Genomic DNA, 3,391 nt, shown 5'->3' with positions numbered 1-3,391 from the left:
GGTCGATCTCAGGGGTGGTTGCGCCCTCAATGAAGCGGCTGAGGGTGGTTTGGCCGACCGGATGGGAGGCAAGGTATTCTTCTAAAAGAGTCAGATAATCTACTTTATAGAGGGGCATAAACTCGTACGGTGCGTCATCCCGGTAAATCTGGTTGACGAAGGGTTCGATGTGATAAGGATCGAACTCTCTGACGATGCATTCGACGATGGCTGACGCCCTTTCAAGCACATTGAGGGTGTCGGTGAGAGTGTTATTGAGCATAAGAAGGGATTTCCCTCTGTGCGTCTCTTCCTCTCTGAGAATGCCATTGGCTTTCAGAGTATCGATGGATACCTCGACGACCTCTGAAAAGGGACCGTAGTTGTACCAGTAAAACGGGATATTCTTTCTGACCGGATCATCTTCGGGGAGGGTTGCCCGCACCTTGAAGAGGATTTTATGCACTGCTCTTTTGGATAATTTTAAATCAGGGCGAGAATGATAGATCTGCTGGATCAGGTGAGAGACGACTTCGGACTGAAGCATCGTACCATACTATTCATGAAACAAATATATAGGAGTTTCTTATCCGGGGCGAAAGTAATGAGTCTGCCTAGCAAAGGATGATCGGTCACGCGCGACCGGCGGTCTGCTCAATCCCTCGCCTGAAGACTAAGTATAGAATTAACATCTTTTAAGCGAGATCACGATCGGGCACGTGAGGAATGGGGACTCACCCCCCTCACTCCCTGACACAGTATACACAATAGTCGCCATCTATTCGCTCGATACCATGGAGCGTATGCGAAAATCCCGGGAATGTTCGGTCATACTCTTCAAGTACCAGCAGATATGAGAGAACCGGGCCATCCATCTCTCCTGCAGACTCTCCCGGCATCAGGATCGGAATGCCCGGGGGATAGGGAACTACCCCGGTTGCTGCGATCCGCCCTTCCATCTCACGGAGCGGGATCAGCTCCACCTTCCCGGACGCAAGATGCGAAAAGGCTTCAGATGGTGTCATCACAGGGAGAGGAATCTCTGAACATGCCTTGTTACCCCGTTCGGTCAGCCGGGTTGAAGCGATCATCCGGTGCATCTCAAGGGAGAGGTCAGGGAGGGTCATTCCAGTATAGCGATCCGGGTACAGTGAGACAAGGTCAGGGAAGACCAGTTCAAGAGGCGCATGAGCGTCATAGAATCGTTTGAACTCGAAGAATTCTGAGACGAGAGTACCCCATTTCCCTTTTGTAACACCCATCGAGAAGAGGAAGAGGATATTATACTCTCCGGCTTTCTCATTGATGATACCCCGGGTCTGGAGAAACAGAACGACAAGGGCTGCCGGTATCCCACATTCTGCAAGAGATCCATCATCATTGATCCCCGGTGTCAGGACGGTCACTTTGATCGGGTCGAGCATACACCAACCATCAGGCAGACCGGCAAACCCGTGCCATATGTCATCCGGATGGAGCACCCAGCACGAGGGGTCTGAACCCAGGATTGATGGAGGGACCTCTTCGAAGGGGAGAGCCTCATCAGAATCAGGGATTCTAACAGTATCAGGCTGCCATACAGAGAACCACCAGCCATCGGGATCATCTGCCAGAAGCTCACGCCGAATCCGCGCCATCGACCGCCGGAAGCGGATCGCCTCGTCGATCGCCTCCTGCGAGAGTGCCCTGCCACTTGAACCATCCATCATCTTTGATGAGATATCAAGCGATGCAATGATCGGGTACAGCGGCGATGTCGAGGCATGCATCCGGTAGGAGACATTGAAGAGCAGGGGGTCGATCGGAGATCGCCCCTGCCTGATATGAAGCATCGATGCCTGTGAAAGAGCTGCAAGGAGCTTGTGTGTCGACTGAGTGGCAAAGACCGTCGGGATATCCCCCTTGTCCTGAGGAAGTGGAGTGCGCATCGCAAACCTGTTCTGGTATATCCGGTTGAATCCGGCGTATCCGTACCATGCCTCATCATAATGAATCCGATCGACACTTCCACCAATGAGCCCTTCAAGAGTGACGGTATCATAACAGAGGCCATCATATGTCGAGTTCGTGACGACCGCGAGAGCTGGACGACCCATATTCCAGGAGGAAAGCGGGCAGGCAGTGATCTTCTTCATAATTGTGCCAGCTTCCATCTCCGATGGCGGGATCGGGCCGATGATCCCATAACGATTCCTCTCAGGGATCATATAGACGGGAATAGAACGTGTCATCGTCACCGACTGCTCGATCGAAGCATGGCAGTTCCTATCGATCAGAACAAGATCCCCCTCGGTGACCGTTGCGGTATGGATGATCCGGTTTGACATTGAGGTGCCGTTTGTCACAAAGTATGTGAGATCTGACCCAAAGACCTTCGAGGCATACCGCTCGGCATCACCGATCGGACCCGTATGGTTCAGGAGAGAACCAAGCTCTGTCACGGAGACGGAGAGATCTGATCTGAGGAGTTCGTCTCCATAGAACCGGAGAAACAGTCTGCCTGCCGGTGACTTCAGAAAGGCTGTACCTCCGGTATGGCCTGGCGTATGCCATGAGTATTCACAGTCGCGGGAGTAATCTACGAGAGCGCGGAACATCGGAGGGAGAAGGGTTCCCCTGTACCGCCGGGCTGCTGCATCCACACGACCGGCGATGAACTCAGGTGAGTCATCAAGGAGCCAGATATACTCGTTCACCTCCCGGATCACCGAGAGGGGGAGTGTCTCGACCACCCCGGGATCAATCACAAGGAAGATCGGAACCAGATCCTCACCTGCACGGATGTCGGCTATAAGCTCCCCGACACCTTCAGATCCACGATCGAGGATGATACAGTCGTACCCGGAACCAAACCCGGATGGTCCGAACTTCAGTCCATAGACATCACTGATCCGGGTTACCGAAAGGCCATACCCTTCCAGTTCAGCAACAAGGCCCTTCATCAGCAGAGTTTCTGGAGATTCGGGACGGATATCACCACCAACGATCAGAACAGAGAGGAGTTCTTCCGGGTTCATCAGATCTCTGGATGCAGGTGAGAAGGGATAATCGTTTGGATGGGAGATGAATCCAGATCATCGACCACATACTGGTACCCAATCAATATCATCTCCAAATTTTACCATGGGCTTCAGACGCTCCCTTTGCCGGAAGCAGAGGCCATGGCAGGAACATTGGAATATCCCAGACAGATAGGACGGGTCTGCCTACAATGCCCAAAAGAGCATCTTATCACACACTGCTATCCGGCTTCGTTTAAGTCAACACAGGTTGTCTTAGAAGAGGGAGATGTGTGCTGCGTCAATCCAGGTTGACATATAAAGACAATTTAGTTCCCAGATCGAGGGTACACAAGCATCCCTTCAGAGTGTTCTCGAATTTGAAGTGCATATCCGGCCAAAAGATGACATCA

At 52.3% G+C, this 3,391-nt stretch carries 2 protein-coding genes; both read right to left on the bottom strand.

From position 1 onward, the window contains the following. A partial coding sequence (locus Q7V06_RS06895) for a hypothetical protein (RefSeq protein ID WP_304839941.1) occupies positions 1–526 on the bottom strand: 526 nt, incomplete at its 3' end. 196 nt (positions 527–722) lie between these two features. Further along, positions 723–2,996, bottom strand: a complete 2,274-nt coding sequence (locus Q7V06_RS06890) for an Orn/Lys/Arg decarboxylase N-terminal domain-containing protein (RefSeq protein ID WP_304839938.1) — start codon at positions 2,994–2,996, stop codon at positions 723–725. Positions 2,997–3,391: the final 395 nt, after the last annotated feature.

Origin of the sequence: Methanocalculus sp., assembly GCF_030651615.1 — an archaeon.
Taxonomy (GTDB): Archaea; Halobacteriota; Methanomicrobia; order Methanomicrobiales; family Methanocorpusculaceae; genus Methanocalculus.
Note: the sequence above shows the minus strand (reverse complement) of the source record. Positions and strands in the feature narration are given on the sequence as shown.

What these genes read in the sequence shown, in the direction of transcription:
- Q7V06_RS06890 (WP_304839938.1), bottom strand. Translation starts at nt 2,996, where the DNA reads ATGAACCCGGAAGAACTCCTCTCTGTTCTGATCGTTGGTGGTGATATC.